Genomic DNA, 21,817 nt, shown 5'->3' on the forward strand with positions numbered 1-21,817 from the left:
GGCGATGTTCGGTAAGCTGAAGCTGCCGGGCCACAAACGCCTTGCCTCGCGCAAATGTCCGCATTGCGGTCGCTACAAGATCGGCAAGGGCCCGTGCCCCTGCAGGAGAGTCAAATGATCCTACCCTGGGTGCTGACCTGCGTCGGCCTGACCATCCTGGTCCTCGCGGGCGATGCGCTTGTGCGCGGTGCGGTGAACCTGTCGCTGCGCGTCGGCATCCCTGCGTTGATCGTCAGCCTGACCATCGTCGCCTTCGGGACATCCGCGCCGGAACTGCTGATCGGGATCAGCGCCGTCCACGAAGGCAAGCCGGGTCTGGCCCTGGGCAACGTGGTCGGGTCGAACATTGCCAACGTGTTGCTTGTGCTGGGTCTTCCCGCGCTTTTGTCGAAGATGCACACCAGTCGTTACGACACCCGGCGCAGCTATCTGATGATGGTGGCGGCGACGATCGGGTTCACGGCTCTGGCGTTCCTCGGCACGCTCACCTGGGTCACGGGCCTGCTGCTTCTGGCGGCGCTGGCGGCGGTGCTGTGGGATCAGTTCCGCGCCGCGCGGGCCCATGTTGCCCGGACCCGGACCGAAGAGCTTTCGGATCTTGACGGGGCCGATCCCGACATGCCGTGGTGGAAGATTGCGCTGTTCCTGGCGATTGGTCTGGCGGGCCTGCCGCTTGGCGCCGACCTGCTGGTCGAAAACGCGTCGATCATCGCCCGGGACTTCGGCGTGTCGGATGCGGTCATCGGCCTGACACTGGTGGCCGTCGGCACGTCGCTTCCCGAACTTGCGACGACCGTGATGGCGGCGCTGCGACAGCAGGCCGACGTGGCGCTTGGCAACGTGATCGGGTCGAACATCTTCAACCTGCTGGGAATTCTGGGTCTCACCACGCTTTTCGGGTCGATCCCCGTCGAGGCCGAGTTCCTGCAGTTCGACCTCTGGGTGATGATCGCCTCGGCCTTCGTGCTGGCGCCTTTCGTGCTGATGAAGCGCGACCTGGGGCGCAGGTGGGGCGCCGTGCTGACCGCGCTATATGCGACCTATGTCGTCGCCGTGTTGCAGTAAGAGGCCCCAATGACCCAGTCCCCGCATCCCCGTGCCCTCGTCACCGGCGCCGGTGTCCGCATCGGCCGTGCCATCGCTCTGGATCTGGGGCAGGCCGGGTTCGACGTGGCGGTGCATTATGGCCGGTCCGCAGATGCCGCAGATGAGGTCGTCGGACTGCTGCGCGACATGGGGCGCCAGGCGGTGGCGGTCCGGGCCGATCTGACGCAGGAAGCCGAGGTCGGCGGCCTGGTCGCCGCGGCCGCGCAGGGTCTTGGCGGCCCGTTGACCTGCCTTGTGAACAACGCGTCGGTCTTTGAACGTGATACAATTCAGGATGCGACCCGCGCCAGTTGGGACAAGCACATGGAGGCCAATCTTCGCGCGCCGTTCCGCCTGATCCAGGATTTTGCCGGCCAATGCCCCGCGCCCCTGCGGGACGGGACCGGCGAACCGGTGGCGGCAGGATCCGTGGTCAACCTGATCGACCAGCGCGTGCGCAAGCTGACGCCCGACTTCATGAGCTATACCCTGTCGCGCGCGGCCCTCTGGACGCTGACGCAGACGGCGGCGCAGGCCCTGGCGCCGAGGATCCGGGTCAACGCGGTCGGGCCGGGGCCGACCCTGCGCAACACCGGGCAAAGCGAACAGCAGTTCGCCGACCAGCGCGCCGCGACGATCCTTGAACGGGGAAGCGACCCCCAGGACATCGTCGCCGCCGTGCGCTATCTGACCGGGGCAAAGGCCGTGACGGGGCAATTCCTGTGCGTGGACGGGGGGCAGCACCTGGGGTGGGAAACCCCCGACGTGGTCGGGCTCGAGTGATCCCTACGTCACCTGCAAGAAAAGTTGTGCACCCCGTATATTTGATGTCACGAAACGGTTACCAAAACGTTAAAGATATCAATAGTTTGCTGCGCCAACAAAATAATATTGCGTCATATCAATGGCTTGCGATAAAGCCTAAAAAATAGGCAATGCAGCCAAGGGCCCAAGGAACAAGGGATTTTTCTTAATGGAAAAGAATTGCTCCCAGAGTTATCCACAAGTTCCGTGGACAGCTTTCCTCTTGTCCAACCGATCAGGAATTTGCAGCGACGCACCGAATCGTCGGACCATATATCATGACCCAAGGTAAAGGGGCCCCGGCGACCGGGCACGCACTGATTCACTCGCTTCTGTCGACGCTTGATTCGTCGCCGGGCGTGTACCGCATGCTCGATGCGGACAGCCGCGTTCTCTACGTCGGCAAGGCGCGCAACCTGAAGGCGCGGGTGTCGAATTACGCGCGCCCCTCGGGCCATTCGGGCCGGATTGCCCGGATGATCCGGGAAACCGCGTCGATGATGTTCCTGACCACGCGGACGGAAACCGAAGCGCTGCTGCTGGAACAGAACCTGATCAAGCAGTTGAAACCGCGCTACAACGTGCTGCTGCGTGACGACAAGAGCTTTCCGAACATCCTGGTCACCAAGGACCACGACTTTCCGCAGATCCTCAAGCATCGTGGGGCCAAGAAGCGCAAGGGGGCCTATTATGGCCCCTTCGCCGGGGCAGGGGCCGTGAACCGCACGCTGAACCAGCTGCAGCGGGTCTTCCTGCTGCGCAACTGTTCGGATTCGATGTTCTCGACCCGCACCCGGCCCTGCCTGCTGCACCAGATCAAACGCTGTTCGGCCCCCTGCACCGGAGAGATCAGCAAGGCCGATTACGCGGCCTCTGTCGCGGATGCCGAACGCTTCCTGCAGGGACGGTCCACCCAGGTGCAGGAAAAGTTGAAGGCCGAGATGGCAGAGGCGTCGGACGCGATGGAGTTTGAACGTGCCGCCGCCCTGCGCGACCGGATCAAGGCGCTGACCAACGTGCAATCCAGCCAGGGCGTGAACCCGCGCGCCACGCCCGAGGCCGACGTGATCGCCCTGCATATGGAAGGCGGGCAGGCCTGCGTGCAGGTCTTTTTCATCCGGGCCAACCAGAACTGGGGGAACCGCGATTTCTATCCTCGCGTCGGGGCTGATGTTGACGAGGCCGAGGTGCTGGAGGCCTTCCTGGGCCAGTTCTACGATACCAAGGATCCGGCGCGTCTGATCCTGCTGTCCCATCCGATCGAAAACTCTGACCTGATGGAAGAGGCGCTGTGCGAGAAACTGGGCCGCAAGGTCGAGATTTCCGTGCCGCAGCGGGGTGAAAAGGCCGAGCTGATCGAAAACGCGGCCCGCAATGCCCGTGAAAGCCTGGCGCGGAAGATGTCGGAAAGCGCGACGCAGGCGAAACTGCTGGCAGGCGTGGCAGAGGCCTTTGGCCTCGACACCCCGCCGCAGCGGATCGAGGTCTACGACAACTCGCATATCATGGGGACCAATGCGGTCGGCGGCATGATCGTCGCCGGGCCCGAGGGATTCCTGAAGTCACAATACCGCAAGTTCAACATCAAGGGCGAAGACCTCACCCCCGGCGATGACTTTGGCATGATGAAAGAGGTGCTGACCCGCCGTCTGACCCGCCTGCTGAAGGAAGACCCCGACCGCGCCAATGGCCTCTGGCCCGATCTTCTGCTGATCGACGGCGGGGCAGGGCAGGTGTCGGCGGTGCAGGAGATCCTGGAAAAGCTGGGCGTGCCGGACCTGCCGATGGTCGGTGTCGCCAAGGGCGTCGACCGCGATCACGGGAAAGAGGAATTCCACCGCCCCGGCCAGCGGCCCTTCGCGCTGCGCATGAACGACCCGGTGCTGTATTTCGTTCAACGGCTGCGCGACGAGGCACACCGCTTTGCCATCGGCACGCACCGGGCGAAACGGGCCAAGGCGGTCTCGGCCACGCCGCTGGACGAAATCCCCGGCGTCGGCGCGACCCGCAAACGCGCGCTGCTGACCCACTTCGGATCGGCCAAGGCGGTGAGCCGCGCGGGACTTGCGGACCTCAAGGCGGTCGATGGCATCTCGGACGCCATGGCGGAAACCATCTATGCGCATTTCCACGACAAGGGCTGACCGGCCCCGGCTTCACCTTCCCGAAATACTCCGGGGGAGTCCGAAGGACGGGGGCAGCGCCCCCTACCAACGGTCTCTTCCCTCCTGCCGCCGGGCGGGCTAGGTAGGACGTATGAAGATGACTGTCCCCAACATCCTTACACTCTTCCGGCTTTTGGCCGCGCCTGGTGTCGTTCTGGCCTTCGTCCTGGTCCCGCGTCCCTATGCGGATTGGCTGGCCTTTACCCTGTTCGTGGGGGCGTCTCTTACCGACTACCTCGACGGCTATCTGGCCCGCAAATGGGACCAGATCAGCCGCATCGGGACCATGTTGGACCCGATTGCCGACAAGGCGATGGTGATGATCGCGCTGCTGGCACTGGCCGTCTGGTCTCCGCTGGCGCATTGGGCCGTGATCCCCGGCGCGATCATCCTCTTCCGCGAGGTCTTCGTGTCCGGTCTGCGGGAATTCCTGGGCAATGTCGCGGGCACGCTCAAGGTCACCAAGCTGGCCAAGTGGAAGACGGCCGTGCAGATGGTGGCCATTGCCCTGCTGCTGGCGCAGGGGGCTTTCAATTCGAACCTTGGCATGGCGGTTTTCGGCATGGACGGGGAAACGATCTCGGCCATCCTCGACGGGCGGGAAGAGGACCCGCTGGATATCCGCGGCAAGGTCTTCCGCGCCGAATGGGGCGGTGTTGTGGGCATCACGCTTCTGTGGGTCGCGGCCGTGCTGACCGGGATCACGGGCTGGGATTACTTTGCCAAGGCGCGTGCACATCTGGGGGAAAGCTGATGGATGTCCTGTATTTTGCCTGGGTGCGCGAAAGGATCGGGATTCCGAAAGAAACCGTCCCCTCTGACGCGGCCACGGTGCGGGATCTGGTCGAGGAACTGAAAGCCCGCGAAGACCGGTACGAGGCCGCCTTTGCTGATCTTTCAGCACTGCGCGTCGCATTGGACCAGGAACTGTCGGACTTCGACGCCCCGCTTGCAGGCGTGCGAGAGGTCGCCTTCTTTCCGCCGATGACCGGGGGCTGAGATGAAGATCGCGGTGCAGGACGCCCCCTTCGATCTGGGCGCCGAGGCGGATGCCTTTGCCCGGGGGCATCGCGACATGGGCGCCATCGTCACCTTCACCGGCGTCGTTCGCGGCGACGGAGGGCTGGCCACGATGGAGATCGAGCACTATCCCGGCATGACCGAAAAGGCGATCACTGCCATCGCGGAAGAGGCGCGTGATCGATGGAGCCTGGGCGACGTGCTGGTGATTCACCGGCATGGCCGTCTGGCGCCCGGTGACCTGATCATGATGGTGGCCACGGCCGCACCGCACCGCAAGGACGCGTTTGAGGCCGCCGAATTCCTGATGGATTACCTGAAAAGCCGTGCCCCGTTCTGGAAGAAGGAACTGGGGCCGGACGGGGCCAGCTGGGTTGCGGCCAAGGACGAAGACGAGGACGCGCTGCGCCGTTGGTAGCACCGGGCCGCTGAGAGGTCAGAGTCGCCGGTAGGCCGGGTTACTGCTGGGCGTGAATCCGTTCGACGTAAGCGCGCAGCTCTTCCGCCTCGTGGCGTGCCTCGCGCAGGCCTTCCATGGCCGCCGAAAGCTCGGCTTCGGTCTGGCTCAGTTGGTTGGTCAGTTCGGATTCACGCTGCTGCAGGTAGGTGATCGCCTGATCGCGCATTTCCTCAGCGTCATGCAATTCCTTGGCCATCCGTTCCAGTTCGCCCATGTCCGCCTTGGCGACCCGGGTGAAGCGATGGATGAGCCAGTAGGCAAACCAGCCCAGGGCAAAGGCGACAAACAGGATGATCGCGGTGGCGATCACGAATTCGGTTCTGTTCATCGACGCTTATTCCTTTTCGGCCGGTTCAGGCTCTTCTTCGTTGTCTTGGCCGGCTGCGTCACCGTTTTCAAGACCGCTTTCGCCCGTGGCCTCTTCGGTCGGGGCCGAGATCAGGCTGAATTCGATGCGGCGGTTTTCCTCGCGGCCCTCTTCGGTGCCGTTGTCGCCAATGGGCTGGGTTTCGCCATAGCCGGTGGCGACGAAGCCGCCCGTGACGACGCGACGGGTGCGCAGCTCGGCGATCACGGTGTCGGCGCGCTGTTGCGACAGGTCGAGGTTCATTTCCTCGCGCCCCTGGCTGTCGGTGTGGCCGCCGATCTCGATCCGCAGCGGCCCGCAGAAACGCAGCACCTCGGCCAGGTCATCCAGCACCGACCGGCTGTCGCCCGTCACGGTGGCCGAGCCCGGTTCAAAGTTGATCTTTCGGGTCGACTGAATCGCGTTCATGTCGGCGATGCATTTCTCGGGCGGGGGACGGGCCGCGTCGGGATCAAGTTTTTCGTTGTAGGCCACGTCGATGCGGAATTCCTGACCCTCGCCCAGCTGCTCGGACAGGATCCGCGCGATGTCGGCGCTGGCGTCCTTGTTGCCGGTGGTGCCGTTGATCTTGACGCTGTCCTCGGTCACGACCACCGCGCCGTGCGCCAGTTCCGACAGGGCCTGCAACCCGGCCAGAACACGCAGCGACCAGCCTTCGGGCAGGGTGTCGTCGAGGCGGGCGGCGAAATAGACGTTTTCGCTGCCGAAGCGCGACTTGGCATAGCTGTCGGCGGTCTTGCGCGACAGGTCGGTGCGGATGCGGCCGCGCAGCTGCACCTGGCCTTCGGGCGACAGGGTGGCGCTGAATTCGGCCGGGCCGCGGGGCGCGCCGGCCTCGGGTTCGGGCAGGACCGCGTGCAGGGCGAAGACATCGGGCAGGGCGTTCTCAAGTTCCCCGATCACGCGGTCAAAGGTGGCGCGGTCGGTGCTTTCGGCGGCGATCAGGCTGATGTCCGCGTCCGAGAAGGTGACAGTGCCCTTGCCGATCCGGCCAAGCGCAAGGATGGCCGAACTTGTCGCCGCGTCCCATTCGGGCGAGGGCACGCCAAGACCCAGGGTGCAGCGCGCTTCGCCGTTCAACCCGGTGCCTTCGGCAGCGGTGATGATGCGGTCGCGGGCGGCTTCTGTGTCGGCGGAACAGGCATCGAACCGGCCGCCAGTGTCGTCGATGATATAGCGCAGGGTGAAGGGCGTGATCACCGGGCGCGGGGCCGACAGGGCGAGGGTCAGGTCGATGCTGCCCCCGGCGCGGCGGTTCAGACGGGTCTCAAGCTCTCTTTGCCGCTCGAGGCTGGCGGTCATCGCGGTGATCGTGACTTCCTTGGCGGCAAGCGAGATCTTCGAGCGCGGCAGGTCCTTCAGTGCGGCGGCGGCGAAATCCAGGGTCAGCTGCCAGCCGTCGGGGGCCGGATAGCTTGCCACCTCCAACAGGTCGGTGACCTTGTCGACATTGGGCAGCGCGTCCAGCTTTTCGATCAGCGCCTCGCGGTCGGTTTCGGCCGGGATCAGGCCGATCAGCGACAGTTGGCCTTCGTTGCGCAGCAGTTCGATGGAAAAGCGCGGGGCGGCAAGGCCTTCGCTGTCGGCGACCTTCATCTTGTCGATCACCCGGGTGGCATCGACGATCTGGCCCGCCACGGTGATGGCGCGGAACCGTTCGGCTTCGGTCGGGGCGGTGCCGGTCAGTTCGACCTGCAACCCGTCCGAGGTCACATCGGCCCAGCTGATGCCCTCCATATCCAGTTCCATCTTCACGCCGTCGGCCGAACTTCGTTCGATCGCGGCTGCGGCAAAGGTGGCAACGACTAAGGAGATCAGGGCGGCACCAAGGAAGGTTCCCACCAGGATCGTGACAGAGGACAGACGCATCACTTCACGCATTCTGTTGGCATTGCGAAGGGTTTAGTTTGGATTCCCCTTCGGCGCAATCACACCAGGAAGGCAGCGGCGAAAAACGGCAAGGGCAGCAGGCCCGCGTCCCGATTTGACCGGAATAGCATGAGCAGCCGGTCATTGTTGTCCATTTCAAGACGCCGAAGCTGCCAGGCCATGTGCCAGCCAAAGGCCCAGGGCCCGGCCAGCGCCAGGACCAGCGCCAGGGGATTGGCCCCGGGCAGCAGCGATCCGATCACCGCGACCCCCATCAGCGACACGGCCAGAATCAGGAAGCGTTTCAACCAGCGGGGCGTCTGTTCGGCAAAGAGGCGCGCGGTGGACTTCACGCCGATCAGCGCGTCGTCTTCCTTGTCCTGATGCGCATAGATCGTGTCGTAGAACAGCGTCCAGGCGATGCCCGCAACATACAGGACAACCGGCTGCCACGACAGCGCGCCGGTGTGGGCGGTCCAGGCAAGCAGGGCGCCCCAGTTGAAGGCAAGGCCCAGGAAGATCTGCGGCCACCAGGTGAACCGCTTGGCAAAGGGATAGATGGCGACAGGGGCCAGTGACAGCACGCCAAGCGCGATGGCCATGGGCGGGAAGGTCAGCAGGATGACGAAGGCCACCACCGCCTGCACGACCATCCAGGCCAGTGCCTGTTTCGTCGTCACCTGCCCCGAGGGGATGGGCCGCGACCGGGTGCGTTCGACCGATCCGTCGATGTGACGGTCGGTGATGTCGTTCCAGGTGCAGCCCGCGCCGCGCATCAGCCAGGCGCCCAGCCCGCAGCCCAGGGCGATCCACAGGTCCGACCATCCCGCGCGCCCGTCCGACAGCATGGCCAGCGCCAGACCCCACCAGCAGGGCAGCAGCAGAAGCCAGGTGCCGATCGGCCGGTCCGCCCGGCTGAGCCGCAGGTAGGGGCGGGTCCAGGGCGGGGCCAGGCGGTCCACCCAGTTGCCACGCACCGCGTCCGAGACCTGTCCGTCTGTCGGGGTTCCCTCTGGCGTCGTCGTGCCCTCGGTCATATGTAGGCCTCATGGATCGTGCAAAAGTCAGGCTCTATGTAGATCACCCATTGGGGGCGGGGCAAACCGTTCCTCTCGATCGTGATCAGGCCAATTACCTGTTCAACGTGATGCGGATGACCCCCGGCGACGCGGTGGCGCTGTTCAACGGGCGCGACGGCGAATGGCGGGCCGAGGTCGTGACCGGCAACAAGCGCAACGGCGTACTGGCCTGCGTCGGGCAAAGCGCCCCGCAGTCGGACCCGCCGGACCTCTGGCTGATCTTCGCGCCGATCAAGAAGGCCCGCACCGATTTCATCGTCGAAAAGGCGGCCGAGATGGGGGCGCGGCGGATCGTCCCGGTGATGACCGATTACACCAATTCCGAACGTGTCCGGGTCGACCGGCTGCAGGCGCATTGCGTCGAGGCGGCCGAACAATGCGGCGGCACCTATGTGCCCGAGGTGGCCGAACCCCTGCGGCTGGACCGGGTTCTGGCCGACTGGCCAGAGGGGCGGCAGCTGATGTTCTGTGACGAGTCGCTGGTGGGCGGATCGGCAGGCCTTCCGGATATCCGAGGCCCATGGGGCATCCTGATCGGGCCCGAGGGCGGCTTTTCCGAGGCCGAACGCGCACGGCTGCGCGGGCTCGACTATGCCCACCCGGTGGCGCTCGGGCCACGGATCCTGCGTGCCGACACGGCGGCGGTCGCGGCGATGACGCTGTGGCAGGACGCCCTGGGCGACTGGTCATGACCGATCTGATCCGGCCCGAATTGCGCGCCTGGATCGCGCGCTGGCACGAGGCGCTGATCGGGCTGGGCGTGATGGCCTTGGGCCTTTACTGGGCGTTGACCTCATGGGGTCTTCTGGCGTGGCTGGGCTGGGGGCTTGCTGCCCTGGGTCCGGTCATGGCCTTTGCCGGGGTCCAGCGCGGGCGGTTTCGCACCGGGTCGGGCGGGCCGGGGGTCGTGACCGTCGACGAGGGGCAGGTGGCCTATTTCGGGCCTCTGACCGGCGGCGCCGTGGCGCTGAGCGAACTGACCCGCCTGAGCCTTGACGGAGAGAGCGCGCCGCCCTGCTGGGTTCTGGACCAGCCCGGGCAACCCGCGCTTCAGGTGCCGCTGAACGCCGAAGGGGCGGATGCGCTTTTCGATGTCTTCGCCGCCCTGCCGGGGATCAAGACCGACCGGATGCTGGAAGAAATGCGCCGCAGCGACATGCCGCGCCGCGTCGTCATCTGGGAGAAATCCCGGGATCGTATGCGCCTGCATTGACACCCCCCTCAATTCCGACCATCCAAGTCGGACAAGCCACTTCGCGGAGACCGCAGACATGTCCATTCCCCAGTCCGGAGGCGGCCCGATCGAGCGGCCCGAGCAGCTGACCGAATACCTGGAAAGCGGCTGCAAGCCCAAGCAGGACTGGCGCATCGGGACCGAGCACGAGAAGTTCGGCTATTGCAAGGACAGCCTGAAGCCCATTCCCTATGACGGCGAACGGTCGGTTCTGGCGGTTCTGGAAGGGCTGCGCGACGGCCATGGCTGGGATCCGCTGGAAGAGGCCGGCAAGCTGATCGGCCTGACCAAGGACGGCGCGAACGTCTCGCTTGAACCCGGCGGGCAGCTTGAGCTGTCGGGCGCCCCGCTTGAGACGATCCACCAGACCTGCGACGAGGTGAACCAGCACCTGGCCGACGTGAAGGACATCGCCGACAAGGTCGGTGTCGGCTTCATCGGTCTGGGTGCCGCGCCCGACTGGACGCACGAGGACATGCCGCTGATGCCCAAGGGGCGGTACAAGCTGATGGACGCCTACATGGGCAGCGTCGGAACCATGGGCCGGGTGATGATGCGCCGGACCTGCACCGTGCAGGTGAACCTCGATTTCGCGTCCGAGGCCGACATGGTCCAGAAGATGCGCGTGGCCGTGGCGTTGCAGCCGGTGGCCAATGCCCTGTTCGCCAATTCGCCCTTCTTCGAGGGCAAGCCGAACGGCGTCAAAAGCTTCCGCAACTATGTCTGGCGGCACCTGGATGATGCGCGCACGGGCATGGTGCCCTTCGTCTTCGACGATGGCTTCGGGTTCGAGAACTGGGTCGACTATGCGCTCGATGTGCCGATGTACTTCGTCTATCGCGACGGCAAGTACATCGACGCGCTTGGTCAAAGTTTCCGGGACTTTCTGAAAGGCCAGTTGCCCGCCCTGCCGGGCGAGGTGCCGACCCTGTCTGACTGGGCCGACCACCTGACAACGCTGTTCCCCGAGGCGCGGATGAAGAAGTTCATCGAAATGCGCGGTGCGGATGGCGGGCCGTGGCGGCGGCTGTGTGCGCTGCCTGCGTTCTGGGTCGGGCTGACCTATGACCAGACCGCACTGGATGCCGCGTGGGATCTGGTGAAGGACTGGACCGATGAGCAGCGCGCCGCGCTGCATGTCGAGGCCGGCGTGCACGGGCTGCAGGCCAAGGTCGACGGGATCGACATGCACGACATCGCGCGCGAGGTCGTGGCGATCGCTGATGCCGGTCTGAAGGCGCGGGCGCGGCCCGGGGCCGGCGGGCTGATCCCGGACGAGACGCATTTCCTGAACGCGCTGAAGGAAAGCATCGACTCGGGGATGGTTCCGGCGGACGAGCTGCTTGCGAAATACAACGGCGAATGGGCCGGCGACCTGTCGCGCATCTATCCGGAATATTCTTACTGACCAGAAGGTTGGCCGGTCACTCTTCAGGATCGGCCTTCTTTTTCTTTTTCTTCTTCTTGGGCGCGGGGGCCATAAGGTCCCCGATGGTTGCCCCGGTCTTCAGAAGCGCCAGTTGCGTGCCGCGGGGCAGGGCAGCGATGCTTTGATACCAGCCGTCCAGTTGCTGCATCGCCTCGATGGTTTCGGCCAGCCGGGTCTTCACCTCCGGCGGCGTGTCGTCGGTTTCCGCCGTTGCCTGAAGCTCGCGCAGCGCGGCGAGGGTGGGGGTGAATTCGCGGTCCCGGCGGGCGGCGATGACGGCCTCGACCAGATCGAAGATATCGCCGATCGAGGTGTAGTATTCCCGCCGATCCCCCAGCTTGCGCGAGGTGCGGATCAGCTGCCAGGCCGCCAGTTCCTTCAGCCCGGTCGAGATGTTCGACCGCGCGAGGCTGAGCGAGGTGGCGATTTCCTCGGCCGTAAGAGGTTCGGGGGAAAGGTGCAGCAGCGCGTGGATCTGCGCGACAGAGCGGTTAAGCCCCCACTTCGACCCCATGTCCCCCCAGTGAAGGACAAAATTCTGCATGGATGGAGTGAGTTGCATTGCGTCCCCTCCTTTCTGACAATTCAGAAAGTAACATACCTTACCGAATTGTCCTAGCGGCGGACGGGCCGGGTGTCACTTTTTCCCGATCTTGGGCTCGGTTCCGGCGACCAGACGGTCGATGTTCGGCCGGTGGCGGATGAAGATCAGCGTCGCCAGCGCGACACACATGGCGATGGCCTGCGGCACGCCCAGAAGCCCGGCCCAGACCGGCGCCAGAAGGGCGGCTGTCAGCGCCGACAGCGACGAGATGCGCAGGATCACCGCCGTCGCAAGCCAGGTGGCGCAGGCGGCAAGGCCAAGCGGGAAGAAATAGGCCAGCAGCAGGCCAAGGAAGGTCGCGACCCCCTTGCCGCCCTTGAATTTCAGCCAGATCGGAAAACAGTGACCCAGGAAGGCCGCAACGCCCGCCAGTTGCACCGCGTCTTCGGCGGCAAGGCTGCGCGCGATCAGCACCGCCGCCGCCCCCTTGCCGCTGTCGAGGATCAGGGTCAGCGCAGCAGCCGTCTTGTTGCCCGTCCGCAGCACGTTGGTGGCCCCGATGTTGCCCGACCCGACCTGGCGCAGGTCGCCCAGGCCGAAGATCCGGGCGATCACGATGCCGAAGGGGATCGACCCAAGGATATAGCCGGTGATGGCCCAGGCCAGCAGGGCAAGCGACGGGGTGACGATTTCGGGGATCATAGCGGTGCTCCGAAGACCTGGTTGCCGGCGACCCATGTGGCGCGGACGCGGCCCTGCATCCGGGCCTCGTCAAAGGGGGTGTTCTTGGATTTGGACAACAGTTTGAAGCGGTCCATGATGAAGGGCGCGTCCGGGTCGAACAGCACAAGGTCCGCCGGGGCGCCGACCGCCAGCCGCCCCTGCGGCAGGCCCAGCCGTTTCGCCGGGTTCAGCGACAGGGCGCGGAACAGCTGCGGCAGGGTCAGGTCGCCGGAATGGAAAAGCCGCATGGCTGCGGGCAGCAGCGTCTGCAATCCGACGGCGCCACTGGCGGCGGCCTCGTAGGGCAGGCGTTTGCTTTCCTCGTCCTGCGGCGTGTGCATGGAACAGATGATGTCGATCAGTCCTGACGCCACGGCCTCGACCACGGCCTTGCGGTCATCTTCGTGGCGCAGCGGCGGTTTGACTTTGAAGAAGGTTCTGTAATTGGCGACATCAAGCTCGTTCAGCGTCAGGTGGTGGATCGACACGCCCGCCGTGATGTCCAGACCGTTGCCCTTGGCGCGTTCAAGCGCGGGCAGGGCGCGGGCAGTCGTGATCTGGTCGACGTGATAGCGCGCGCCCGTCATCTCGAGCAGGGCGATGTCGCGGTCGATTCCCATGCGTTCCGCCATCGGGCTGACGGCGGGCAGGCCCCGCAGGGACGCGAACTTGCCCGAGGTGGCGCAGGCACCGTCCGACAGCACCGGTTCCTGCACGTGGCCGACGACCAGCGCGCCGCGCGACCGGGCATAGGTCAGCGCCCGGCTCAGCACCTTGGCCGAGGTCACGACGTGATCGCCATCGGTGAAGGCCACGGCGCCCGCGTCCATCAGAAACCCGATCTCGGTCATTTCCGTGCCGGCGCGGCCCTTGGTCAGCGCAGCCATGGGCAGCACGCGGACGGGCGAGGCTTCGCGCGCGCGGCGGGCGACGAATTCAAGCGTTTCGGGATTGTCGATGGTCGGGCTGGTGTCGGGACAGGTGACCATGGTGGTGACGCCACCCGCCGCCGCCGCCTGACCGGCCGAGCCGAAGCTTTCCTTGTGCCGTTCGCCCGGCTCGCAGACCTTCACCCCGATATCGACGATGCCGGGCGCCAGGCAAAGCCCGCCACAGTCGATGCCGTCACCGGCGCCGTCATGGCGGGCCGTGATCACGCCATCCTTCAGGGTCAGGCCGCCGGTCGTCTCGGTCCCGGTCTCGGGGTCGATCAGGCGCAGATTGGTAAGGGTCGTGGCGCTCATGCGAATAGTCCCATGACGATGAGGATCAGCGCCGCCATGCCCAGCAAAAGCCAGAGCGTCAGGCGGCTGGTCTTCGGGGCATTCACCGGCGCGGGCTGCGGCGCCGGGGTGGTGATGCCGCTGGCCGCTTCGCTGCGCAGCGGTTCCATCGTGGTGGCGACCGGGGTCATCGACCAGCTGCCGAAATGCGCCAGCGGCGGTTTGGGCGACAAGGGGACATGCGCGCCGTCGAAGGCCGCCCCCTTGATGATGACCACAGCGCCCCGGATGGCGTCGATCCGGGCGCGGTCGGCGGCGATCTGCCCCTCGTCCACGCCAATGCCTTCGGTCAGGAACCCGGCCAGGCCGATGCCGTCCAGATCCTCGGCCACCGCGCCTTCGACCTGCGTGTCATCCAGGCTGTCGACGCCCAGGGCCTCGCGCAGCGGATAAGCCCCGGTGTCGGGATCGGGCGTCACGAAGGACCAAAGCGCGTCTTCGTCCAGATTGGCGGTGAACAGGTGGACCGTCTCGCGGTCGCCGGAGGTCAGGGTCATGCTGTGCCCTTTGCTTGTTGATCCGCCAGGCGGCGGTCACGGACGTTGGTCATCAGGCGATAGACCTCGTGGCCGTCCTCAAGCCGTTCGAAGCCGATATCGACCGCCCGCGTGCCGTTCTTGGTCTGCCGGTATTCCTTGGCGAAATTGATGGTCACAAGATTGTCCGCCTTGAACTCGAGAACGCTGTCGCCGTCGATCTGCCACGACCGCAGACGCCGCCCGGCCAGCGGCATGTCGGTCGCGATGAAGGCGCGGCGGTCGGTCAGCGTGTACCAGGTGTGCCTGCGCCGCCAGGGTCCCCAGAAGAAGGCGCCGAATGCCAGCGAGATCCCGACCGAGAAATGGATCAGCCCGAAGCTCCAGAAATACCCCCCCGCCATCGAGGCCATCATCATCCAGACGGCGGCGAACCCGGCAAAGAACAGGCCGAACAGCGCGCCCCCGATCTGCGCCACGCCGATCACGAAGGCTGCATCCGGACGCCCCTGCCACAGGATCTCCTCTCCGGGGGCCAGAACGCCATCCCAGCCTTCGCCGGTGGCGGCGTGATTGCGTCCGCTCATGCGGCCACCTGTCCGGTGTCGGGCGCGGTGGCGGCGCGGCAGCGGTTCAGGCGCGTGGCCAGCCAGGCGGGGCTGGCGAGGGCGACGATCCGGTGATCGCGGTCGCAGGTCTTCACGGTCAGGGAATGCGCGCCGACGTCGAAACTGCGGATCTCGTCCAGCGGAATGACCCGGTCCGGCGCGATCAGCAGCCGCCGGTCGGTCAGGCAATAATCCAGACGCCGCCGGACCAGAAGATGAGCTATGGCGTTGAAGCCGCTGAAAACGGCAAGGAAATGCAAAAGCCCCACCATATGGACCGCCCCTGTCAGGGCCCAGGTCGCGACGGCATAGATCGCCATCGCCAGCATCGCGGTCAGCACGATACCCGCCAGCAGCGGCCCGGCGCTTCGGTCGCGGCGTGCGATGACCTGTTCACCGGGATCGGGTCGGATCACGCCGCCGCCCTCCGCGTCTTCAGGTTGCGCGCCAGCAGGTCCATGGCGGCCATGCGGACGGCCACGCCCATCTCGACCTGTTCCTGGATGACCGACCGGTTGATGTCGTCGGCCAGGGTGCCGTCGATCTCGACGCCGCGGTTCATCGGGCCGGGGTGCATGACGATGGCGTCCTCCTTGGCGTGCGACAGCTTTTCGGCGTCCAGTCCATAGAGGTGGTAATACTCGCGCTCGGACGGGATGAAACCGCCGTCCATCCGTTCTTTCTGAAGCCGCAGCATCATCACGACGTCAACGTCCTGCAATCCCTGGGCCATGTCCTCGTAGACCTCGCAGCCCAGGTCGGCCATGCCCGCAGGCATCAGCGTCGGCGGGCCGACAAGTCGCACGCGGTTCTCCATCTTGCCCAGCAGGATGATGTTGGACCGGGCGACGCGGCTGTGGGCGATGTCGCCGCAAATCGCAATCGACAGCCGGTGCAGGCGGCCTTTCTTGCGGCGGATGGTCAGCGCATCCAGCAGCGCCTGCGTGGGGTGTTCGTGACGCCCGTCGCCCGCGTTCAGCACGGCACAGTTGACCTTCTGGCTCAGCAGGTCGACCGCGCCGGACTGCGGGTGCCGCACGACCAGCAGATCGGGCTGCATGGCGTTCAGCGTCATCGCGGTGTCGATCAACGTCTCGCCCTTCTTCACCGAAGAGGTCGACATGCCCATGTTCATCACATCCGCGCCCAGACGCTTGCCCGCCAGTTCGAAACTGGCCTGCGTGCGGGTCGAATTCTCGAAGAACATGTTGATCTGGGTCAGGCCGCGCAGGGCCTCAGAATGCTTGTCGGCGCTGCGCGACAGGGCGACATAGTCGTCGGCCAGATCCAGGATCTCGCCGATCTCGTCCGGGGCCAGCGGTTCGATGCCAAGCAGGTGGTCCTGTCTGAAACCCATGGTGCCTCCCTCGCGTTGCCTCGCTTATAGAAATCCCGGGCGCGGCTCACAAGTCCGGGTCCGGGCTTCCTCTGGTCTTCATATCCTCGGGGGTGAATTGGCCATAGGCCAAGAGGGGGCAGACGGCCCCCTCACTCCGCCGCTCAGCTGCGGAAGACACCCTCGTAGATCGGCTCCATCGACCGGGTCTCAAACAGCGACGAAACCGAGGTGCCGTTCCAGATGTTCAGGATCGCCTGCGCAAAAAGCGGCGCGGTCGGCAGGATGCGGATCTGGGCGCAGTCCTTCACGGCATCGGGCGCCGCGATGGTGTCGGTGATCACCAGGTTCTTCAGGACCGAATTCGAGATCCGTTCGACCGCCGGGCCCGACAGGACGCCGTGAGTGATATAGGCGTGAACTTCCTTGGCACCATATTCGGTCAGCAGTTCCGCCGCCTTGCACAGCGTGCCGGCCGTGTCGCACATGTCGTCGATCATGATGGCGATCTTGTCCTTCACGTCGCCGATCACGGTCATTTCCGCGACTTCGCCGGGCTTTTCGCGGCGCTTGTCCACGATCGACAGCGGGGCGTCGATGCGTTTCGCCAGTTCGCGGGCGCGGGCCACGCCGCCGACGTCGGGCGACACGACCATGATCTCTTCCATCCGGCCCTTGAACTTTTCCTTGATGTCGAGCGCAAAGATCGGGCTGGCATAGAGGTTGTCGACGGGGATGTCGAAGAAGCCCTGGATCTGGGCTGCGTGCAGGTCCATCGTCAGGACGCGGCTGATGCCGCTCTCGACCAGCATATTGGCGACCAGCTTGGCGGTGATCGGCGTGCGCGGCTTGGTCCGGCGGTCCTGGCGGGCATAGCCGAAATAGGGGATCACGGCAGTGACGCGGGAGGCCGAGGACCGGCGCAGCGCATCGGCCATGATCAGCAGTTCCATCAGGTTGTCGTTCGCCGGGTTCGACGTCGACTGGATGATGAACATGTCCTCGCCGCGGACGTTTTCAAAGACCTCGACGAAGATCTCGCCGTCGTTGAACCTCTCGACGCGGGCATCGACCAGGTCGAGGTTCACCCCCCGATGGATCGACATGCGACGCGTGATGGCCGAGGCGAGCGGCAGGTTGGCATTCCCGGCGATAAGCTTGGGTTCGACGACGTTCGGCATGGCAGCTCCGATGGTTCTGACGCAAAGGCGGCGTGACAGATTCGTGACGTTGAACCCCGCTTACCACCTAGGTAGGGTCTTGCCAAACCGGCGGGGAGGATAAGATGCCGCATATCGACTATTATTTCGTAACAGTCTCTCCCTGGACCTACCTGGGCGGCAATCGCCTGGAAGAGATCGCGGAAAAGCACGGCGCGACCATCACTTACAAACCCTGCGACATGAACCGGGTGTTCCAATCCACGGGCGGTCTGCCGCTGGCGCAGCGGTCGCAGGCGCGCAAGGATTACCGCATGCAGGAACTGAAGCGGTGGCGCGCGGCGCTGAAGATGCCGCTGACGCTGGAACCTGCGCATTTCCCGACCAATCCGGCGCCCGCGTCCTATGCGATCATCGCCGCGCAGGCGGCGGGCGGCGGCGACACGGGCGCGCTGGTGCAATCCATCCTGCGGGCCTGCTGGGCCGAGGAAAAGAACGTGGCCGACGAGGCCGTGATCCGTGACTGCCTGTCAGCGGCGGGGTTCGACCCCGACCTCGCCAGCGGCGGGATGCTGACCGGCGCCATGGCCTATGAGGCCAACACCGAAGAGGCGATCCAGGTCGGTGCTTTCGGGGCTCCCTTCTACCTTGTCGACGGGGTGGAAGGGTTCTGGGGGCAGGACCGGCTCGACATGCTGGACCTTTACCTGTCGGGGGCGCTTTCGTGACATCGAAGATCTACGCGGGACGCGACACGGCGGTGCGCAGCTGGCCGGGTGGGCCGGGGCGTGCTCTCATGGTGCATTGTTCGCTGGCCCATTCCGGGGCGTGGAAGGGCGTTGCGGGGTATCTGTCGGCCAGTCACGAATGTCGCGCCTTCGATCTGCCGGGGCACGGACGCAGCGCGCCCTGGGATTTCGAGTGCGGCTATCAGGACGCCGTGGTGCAGCAGATGCGCGAGATGATCGCGGAATGGCAGGCGCCGGTCGATCTGGTCGGCCATTCCTTCGGCGCAACGGCCTGCCTGCGCCTTGCGGCCACCGCGCCCGACCTGGTGCGGCGCATGGTGCTGGTCGAGCCGGTGTTCTTCACCGCAGCCTATGCCGCCGATCCTGACTGGGCGGCCGCGCAGAAGGCGCTGCCCAATCCGGTCTACGACGGGTTTCAGGCCAAGGACTATCGCGCGGCCGCCAAGGCATTCCTGGGCGACTGGGGCGGCGGCCAGCCGTGGGAGGAGATGACGGCCGAGCAGCAGGACCTGTTCACCGAGCAGATGAAGCTGGTCGAGGCCGTCATGGTCACCAACAACGGCGATCCGGACGGAATCCTGGCGGATGGGCTGATCGCGAAGATGCCGGTGCCGGCGCTTTTGATCGACGGGGCCGAGAGCCCCGAGGGAAGCCACCGGATCGTGCTGGCCCTGCAGGATCTGATCCGCGACGCGCGGTTGGAGACTGTGGCGGGGGCCGGACACATGGTGCCGATCAGCCACGCGGACGTGGTCGGGCCGATGGTGGCGGAGTTCCTAGGCTAGGCGTCAGATGGCCGGCCGCCGGGGGCTGTCTGCCCCCGGACCCCCGAGGATATGGGACCAGAGGAAGACCGGACGCCGGGCGCCCGGTTGTTGTCAGCGTTCGTCAGGCACGGGCGAGGTCGAGGAAGCGGTCGATCTCGGCCTCGGGCAGGGCCCAGTCGGTCACAAGCCGCGTGGTCAGCGGTTCATCCGCATCGCCGTCGTCCAGCGATCCCGCCCAGACGTTGAAGACCGCACCTGCGTCCTTGAGCGCCTTCAGGCGGCGACGGGGCAGGGTGAGGAAGGCCATGTTGACCGCGGGTTCATACAGGAAGTCAGCTTCGGGCAGGGCGCGCAACCCGTCGGCCAGTTTCGCCATGTTGGCATTGGCCGCGCGGGCCGTCGACAGCCAGAGATCATCGCGCAGGTAGGCGGCCATCTGCGCCGACAGGTAGCGGTGCTTGGAAAAGAGGTGTGCGCCCCGCTTGCGGCGCAGCTCAAACTCCCAGGCCTTGTCCGGATCGAACATCACGACCGCCTCGACCCCCATGCAGCCGTTCTTGGTGCCGCCGAAGGAGAGCACGTCGACGCCCGCGCGCCATGTCATTTCGGAGGGCGTGCAGTTGGTGGCGACCAGCGCGTTGGCAAAGCGCGCGCCGTCCATGTGGACGGGCAGGCCGTAGTCACGTGCGACCGAGGTCAGCGCAGTCAGTTCGGCCACCGTGAAGGTCTGGCCCTTTTCGGTGGCCTGGGTGATCGAGACCGGGCCGCGCTGCGGGCCGTGGACGCCGCGCACCTCCTCGGCCTCGATCGCGGCGCGCAGGGCGTCCGGCGTCATCTTGTCGGCGTCCCCCACCAGGGTCAGCTTGGCGCCGCCGGTGTAGAATTCGGGGCCGTTGCATTCGTCTTCGTAGATATGCGCGACGGGCGAACAGAAGACCGTGTGCGTCGGCGGACAGTAGCACGACAGCGCCAGGCAGTTGGCGGCGGTGCCGGTGGCCACAAGGTAGACCGCCGCCTCGGGCGCCTCGAAGATCTCGCGGATGCGGGCGCGGACCTCGTCCATCAAGGGGTCGGCGCCATAGGACCCGGTGTAGCCCGTGTTGGCTTCGGTCAGGGCCTGCATGATTTGCGGGTGAACGGGGCCCGTGTTGTCGGATCCAAAGTACATCAGAGCGGCTCCTCTATTATGTGGTCTTCCCAGTCTTCGTCGGCGACCTCGAATTCCGAATAGGTCATGCCCCGGACGGACACGCCTGCGCGGTGGACCGACTCGGCCGTGCCACTGATCAGCGGGTGCCAGTCGTACAGCGGACGCCCTTCGGCCAGCAGCCGATAGGCGCAGGTCTGGGGCAGCCAGTACATGTTGTCCTGGATGGTCTTCGGGTCGAGCGTGATGCATTCCGGCACGAACTGGTGGCGGATGGGGTACTGCGCGCAGCGGCAGGTGGCATCGTCCAACAGGCGGCAGGCGACGCGGGTGAGGGCGACCTCACCCGTTTCCTCGTCTTCCAGCTTGTTCAGGCAGCACTTGCCGCAGCCATCGCAAAGCGCCTCCCATTCGGCGGGGGTCATCTTGGCGAGCGGTTTCTTTTCCCAGAACCGCGGCGCGAGGCCGGACCGGTCGATCGGGTCGTCGGTCATGTCCGCTCCAGGATGGTGCGGGCCTTGGCGCAGTCGGCGTCCATCTGGGCGACCAGCGCGTCAAGGCTGTCGAACCGGGCCTCGGGGCGCAGGTAGTCGACCAGCGCGACCGACAGCGTTTCGCCGTAGAGATCGCCCTTGAAGTCAAAGACATAGGTTTCGATGTTGGGCGTTTCGCCGTCGAACTGCGGCCGCACGCCAAGCGAGGCCGCGCCGTGATAGCTGCCCTTGTGGGGGCCGGTCAGCACGTCGACCAGCACGGCGTAGACGCCGAACTTCGGCTGGTGCAGCCCGGTGATCGACATGTTGGCCGTCGGATAGCCCAGGTCGCGGCCGCGCTGATCGCCCCGGATCACCGGGCCTTCGATGCGGTGCCAGTGGCCCAGCATCGCGGCGGCGTCGCGCGGGCGGCCTTCGGTCAGGGCGGTGCGGATGGCGGTGGACGACACTTCCTCGGTTCCTTCCGAGATCAGCTCGGCGATGGTGACGCCAAACCCGTAGGTGTCCCCGAAGGCGCGGAGCGTGTCGACGGTGCCCGCGCGTTTCGCGCCGAAGTGGAAATCGGCGCCGACGGTGACATGGCGGACGCCAAGGCCATCGACCAGAACGCGTTTGGCGAATTCGTCGGGCGTCAGGGCCGCGAGGCCAGGGTTGAACGTCAGCTCATAAAGGACATCAACGCCGATCTTTTCCAGCCGGTGTGCCCGGGCGGCGGGGCCGGTCAGGCGGAAGGGCGCGGCGTCGGGCGCGAACAGCTGTCGCGGGTGCGGTTCGAAGGTCATGACGCCAAGGGGGGCGTCCAGGCGCGTGGCCTCGGCCCGGGCGATATCGATCACCGCGCGGTGGCCATGGTGCACGCCGTCGAAGTTGCCGATGGCGATGGAGGCGCCCCGGTCGGCCTCTGTCACGTATTGATAGTCGCGCACGATCCTCATGATCGCAGGGGTAGCCCCGGGCGGGAGGAGGTGCAAGAGGTGCGCAATGGCAAACGGCCCGCCAGTGCGGCGGGCCGGGATT

The 21,817-nt window shown here is 65.7% G+C and carries 25 protein-coding genes; 11 read left to right on the forward strand and 14 right to left on the reverse strand.

Annotated elements, in window-relative coordinates; translation table 11 throughout:
* The first annotated feature begins 117 nt into the window (after positions 1-117).
* From E4S58_RS13470 to E4S58_RS13495, 6 genes are all read left to right on the forward strand, one after another.
* Entirely contained in the window at positions 118-1,065 is a 948-nt protein-coding gene (locus E4S58_RS13470) for a calcium/sodium antiporter (protein ID WP_136637586.1), read from the forward strand.
* 9 nt (positions 1,066-1,074) lie between these two features.
* Positions 1,075-1,869 (forward strand): SDR family oxidoreductase, encoded by a 795-nt coding sequence (locus E4S58_RS13475; protein ID WP_136636958.1) that lies wholly within the window; start codon positions 1,075-1,077, stop codon positions 1,867-1,869.
* A 299-nt stretch (positions 1,870-2,168) separates the two neighbouring features.
* A complete protein-coding gene (gene uvrC, locus E4S58_RS13480) occupies positions 2,169-4,034 on the forward strand; it encodes an excinuclease ABC subunit UvrC (protein ID WP_136636959.1) in 1,866 nt (621 codons plus the stop codon).
* A 112-nt stretch (positions 4,035-4,146) separates the two neighbouring features.
* On the forward strand, positions 4,147-4,809 hold the full coding sequence (gene pgsA / locus E4S58_RS13485) for a CDP-diacylglycerol--glycerol-3-phosphate 3-phosphatidyltransferase (RefSeq protein ID WP_136636960.1): 663 nt from the start codon (positions 4,147-4,149) through the stop codon (positions 4,807-4,809).
* Positions 4,809-5,054, forward strand: coding sequence for a molybdopterin converting factor subunit 1 (gene moaD / locus E4S58_RS13490; RefSeq protein ID WP_136636961.1), 246 nt, complete (start codon positions 4,809-4,811; stop codon positions 5,052-5,054). The genes pgsA and moaD overlap by 1 nt, the downstream gene beginning before the upstream one ends.
* A 1-nt stretch (position 5,055) precedes the next feature.
* Positions 5,056-5,493: a molybdenum cofactor biosynthesis protein MoaE gene (locus E4S58_RS13495; protein ID WP_136636962.1), complete on the forward strand. Its 438-nt coding sequence runs from the start codon at positions 5,056-5,058 to the stop codon at positions 5,491-5,493.
* Between the two features lie 40 nt (positions 5,494-5,533).
* Here E4S58_RS13495 and E4S58_RS13500 read toward each other — a convergent pair whose 3' ends face one another.
* Genes E4S58_RS13500 through ubiA form a run of 3 tightly spaced genes read right to left on the reverse strand, consistent with a single transcriptional unit; the run spans position 5,534 to position 8,808 of the window.
* On the reverse strand, positions 5,534-5,863 hold the full coding sequence (locus E4S58_RS13500) for a hypothetical protein (RefSeq protein ID WP_136636963.1): 330 nt from the start codon (positions 5,861-5,863) through the stop codon (positions 5,534-5,536).
* A gap of 6 nt (positions 5,864-5,869) precedes the next feature.
* A complete protein-coding gene (locus tag E4S58_RS13505) occupies positions 5,870-7,771 on the reverse strand; it encodes an OmpA family protein (RefSeq protein WP_136637587.1) in 1,902 nt (633 codons plus the stop codon).
* Positions 7,772-7,830: 59 nt separating this feature from the next.
* Positions 7,831-8,808: a 4-hydroxybenzoate octaprenyltransferase gene (ubiA, locus tag E4S58_RS13510; protein WP_136636964.1), complete on the reverse strand. Its 978-nt coding sequence runs from the start codon at positions 8,806-8,808 to the stop codon at positions 7,831-7,833.
* A gap of 11 nt (positions 8,809-8,819) precedes the next feature.
* On the opposite strand from ubiA, the gene E4S58_RS13515 reads away from it, so the two are divergent.
* The 3 genes from E4S58_RS13515 to E4S58_RS13525 are packed head-to-tail and all read left to right on the forward strand — an operon-like array spanning position 8,820 to position 11,492.
* Complete coding sequence (locus E4S58_RS13515; protein WP_136636965.1) at positions 8,820-9,542, forward strand: 16S rRNA (uracil(1498)-N(3))-methyltransferase; 723 nt, start codon at positions 8,820-8,822, stop codon at positions 9,540-9,542.
* Entirely contained in the window at positions 9,539-10,063 is a 525-nt protein-coding gene (locus E4S58_RS13520) for a hypothetical protein (protein ID WP_136636966.1), read from the forward strand. Before E4S58_RS13515 ends, E4S58_RS13520 begins: the two co-directional genes overlap by 4 nt.
* Positions 10,064-10,121: 58 nt before the next feature.
* Positions 10,122-11,492 carry a glutamate--cysteine ligase gene (locus E4S58_RS13525; RefSeq protein ID WP_136636967.1) on the forward strand — a complete coding sequence of 457 codons (1,371 nt, stop codon included), beginning with the start codon at positions 10,122-10,124 and terminating at the stop codon, positions 11,490-11,492.
* A 16-nt stretch (positions 11,493-11,508) separates the two neighbouring features.
* On the opposite strand, the gene E4S58_RS13530 is transcribed toward E4S58_RS13525, so the two are convergent.
* The 8 genes from E4S58_RS13530 to E4S58_RS13565 form a co-directional block, all read right to left on the reverse strand.
* On the reverse strand, positions 11,509-12,075 hold the full coding sequence (locus E4S58_RS13530) for a GbsR/MarR family transcriptional regulator (protein ID WP_136636968.1): 567 nt from the start codon (positions 12,073-12,075) through the stop codon (positions 11,509-11,511).
* Between the two features lie 75 nt (positions 12,076-12,150).
* Positions 12,151-12,759, reverse strand: a complete 609-nt coding sequence (gene plsY, locus E4S58_RS13535; RefSeq protein ID WP_205965392.1) for a glycerol-3-phosphate 1-O-acyltransferase PlsY — start codon at positions 12,757-12,759, stop codon at positions 12,151-12,153.
* Positions 12,756-14,024: a dihydroorotase gene (pyrC, locus tag E4S58_RS13540; RefSeq protein WP_136636969.1), complete on the reverse strand. Its 1,269-nt coding sequence runs from the start codon at positions 14,022-14,024 to the stop codon at positions 12,756-12,758. The genes plsY and pyrC overlap by 4 nt, the downstream gene beginning before the upstream one ends.
* The gene (locus E4S58_RS13545; protein ID WP_136636970.1) at positions 14,021-14,560 is read right to left on the reverse strand and encodes a hypothetical protein; all 540 of its coding nucleotides are present in this window, start codon (positions 14,558-14,560) and stop codon (positions 14,021-14,023) included. Before E4S58_RS13545 ends, pyrC begins: the two co-directional genes overlap by 4 nt.
* Positions 14,557-15,126, reverse strand: coding sequence for an aspartate carbamoyltransferase catalytic subunit (locus E4S58_RS13550; protein WP_136636971.1), 570 nt, complete (start codon positions 15,124-15,126; stop codon positions 14,557-14,559). Before E4S58_RS13550 ends, E4S58_RS13545 begins: the two co-directional genes overlap by 4 nt.
* The gene (locus tag E4S58_RS13555) at positions 15,123-15,563 is read right to left on the reverse strand and encodes a hypothetical protein (protein ID WP_136636972.1); all 441 of its coding nucleotides are present in this window, start codon (positions 15,561-15,563) and stop codon (positions 15,123-15,125) included. Before E4S58_RS13555 ends, E4S58_RS13550 begins: the two co-directional genes overlap by 4 nt.
* Positions 15,560-16,504, reverse strand: coding sequence for an aspartate carbamoyltransferase catalytic subunit (locus E4S58_RS13560; RefSeq protein ID WP_136636973.1), 945 nt, complete (start codon positions 16,502-16,504; stop codon positions 15,560-15,562). The genes E4S58_RS13555 and E4S58_RS13560 overlap by 4 nt, the downstream gene beginning before the upstream one ends.
* Positions 16,505-16,647: 143 nt before the next feature.
* Positions 16,648-17,664: a ribose-phosphate pyrophosphokinase gene (locus E4S58_RS13565; protein WP_136636974.1), complete on the reverse strand. Its 1,017-nt coding sequence runs from the start codon at positions 17,662-17,664 to the stop codon at positions 16,648-16,650.
* Between the two features lie 104 nt (positions 17,665-17,768).
* On the opposite strand from E4S58_RS13565, the gene E4S58_RS13570 reads away from it, so the two are divergent.
* Positions 17,769-18,371, forward strand: a complete 603-nt coding sequence (locus E4S58_RS13570; RefSeq protein ID WP_136636975.1) for a 2-hydroxychromene-2-carboxylate isomerase — start codon at positions 17,769-17,771, stop codon at positions 18,369-18,371.
* Entirely contained in the window at positions 18,368-19,177 is an 810-nt protein-coding gene (locus tag E4S58_RS13575) for an alpha/beta fold hydrolase (protein WP_136636976.1), read from the forward strand. Before E4S58_RS13570 ends, E4S58_RS13575 begins: the two co-directional genes overlap by 4 nt.
* Positions 19,178-19,280: 103 nt before the next feature.
* On the opposite strand, the gene E4S58_RS13580 is transcribed toward E4S58_RS13575, so the two are convergent.
* From E4S58_RS13580 to E4S58_RS13590, 3 genes are read right to left on the reverse strand one after another with little or no spacing between them, the layout of a single operon-like run.
* On the reverse strand, positions 19,281-20,327 hold the full coding sequence (locus tag E4S58_RS13580; protein WP_136636977.1) for a threonine aldolase family protein: 1,047 nt from the start codon (positions 20,325-20,327) through the stop codon (positions 19,281-19,283).
* Positions 20,327-20,800, reverse strand: coding sequence for a YcgN family cysteine cluster protein (locus E4S58_RS13585; protein ID WP_136636978.1), 474 nt, complete (start codon positions 20,798-20,800; stop codon positions 20,327-20,329). The genes E4S58_RS13580 and E4S58_RS13585 overlap by 1 nt, the downstream gene beginning before the upstream one ends.
* Entirely contained in the window at positions 20,797-21,735 is a 939-nt protein-coding gene (locus E4S58_RS13590; protein ID WP_136636979.1) for a bifunctional riboflavin kinase/FAD synthetase, read from the reverse strand. Before E4S58_RS13590 ends, E4S58_RS13585 begins: the two co-directional genes overlap by 4 nt.
* Positions 21,736-21,817 lie beyond the last annotated feature (82 nt).

Source organism: Pseudooceanicola onchidii (assembly GCF_004959925.1).
Taxonomy (GTDB): Bacteria; Pseudomonadota; Alphaproteobacteria; order Rhodobacterales; family Rhodobacteraceae; genus Pseudooceanicola; species Pseudooceanicola onchidii.